Source organism: Prevotella sp. Sow4_E9_plate (genome assembly GCF_052116205.1).
Lineage (GTDB): Bacteria > Bacteroidota > Bacteroidia > Bacteroidales > Bacteroidaceae > Prevotella.
On record NZ_JBQKLN010000131.1, the window covers coordinates 1 to 664 of the forward strand.

The window sequence follows — 664 nt, forward strand, 5'->3', positions numbered from 1 at the left end:
AGTGTGCCTTACGAGAACAATGCCAGTGAGCGGGGAGTTAGGAAAATCAAGATAAAGCAGAAAGTCAGCGGTTGCTTCCGAACAGACGGCGGTGCCGATGATTTTGCCAAGCTGCACTCCATCGCTGAAACTGCTATGAAGAACGGAAATTCTAAATTCAATGCAATTCTTGCTGTAGTACAACAGTAAGACGATTACTCATGCCCATAGGGGTGCTGAGTAGTTACAATAAATGAGAAGTTGCTGAATATGACTCAAACTGTTGGTCAAACTGTTGGTCAAACTGTTGGTCAAAGTGTGGCCTATCAGAAAAAACATGCCTAATTATTAAACATGACTTTCAGAAAAAGTAATATATATAATAAGGTACGTGTATATAATAAGGTATATGGAAAAGAAATTGTTGACAAAAAAGCATAAGTTGTTAATTCAAGTTTCGCAAGTTCAGAAGTTAATGAAGTTAAAGGAGTTATCGCTCCCTACGGTCGCTGAGGAGTTAAGACAATAGTCTTTTTGTCGTAGTTTTTAAGCAGCAAGACATACGTCTTAACTCCTGAGCCCACTTTAAAAAGGGGCATATTTTGAATCCAGCATGACCAGTGTGGTCATTCTGAGTGAAACATAGCAATTGGCTCCGCTGGTGAATATCTGTCGAGAAATCGCT

Annotated in this window: 1 protein-coding gene; it reads left to right on the plus strand. The window is 39.6% G+C overall.

Translation table 11 applies throughout. From position 1 onward, the window contains the following. On the plus strand, positions 1 to 189 hold a 189-nt coding region (locus tag ACTQ53_RS17555; RefSeq protein ID WP_441934604.1), incomplete at its 5' end, for an IS66 family transposase. Between the last annotated feature and the right edge of the window lie 475 nt (positions 190 to 664).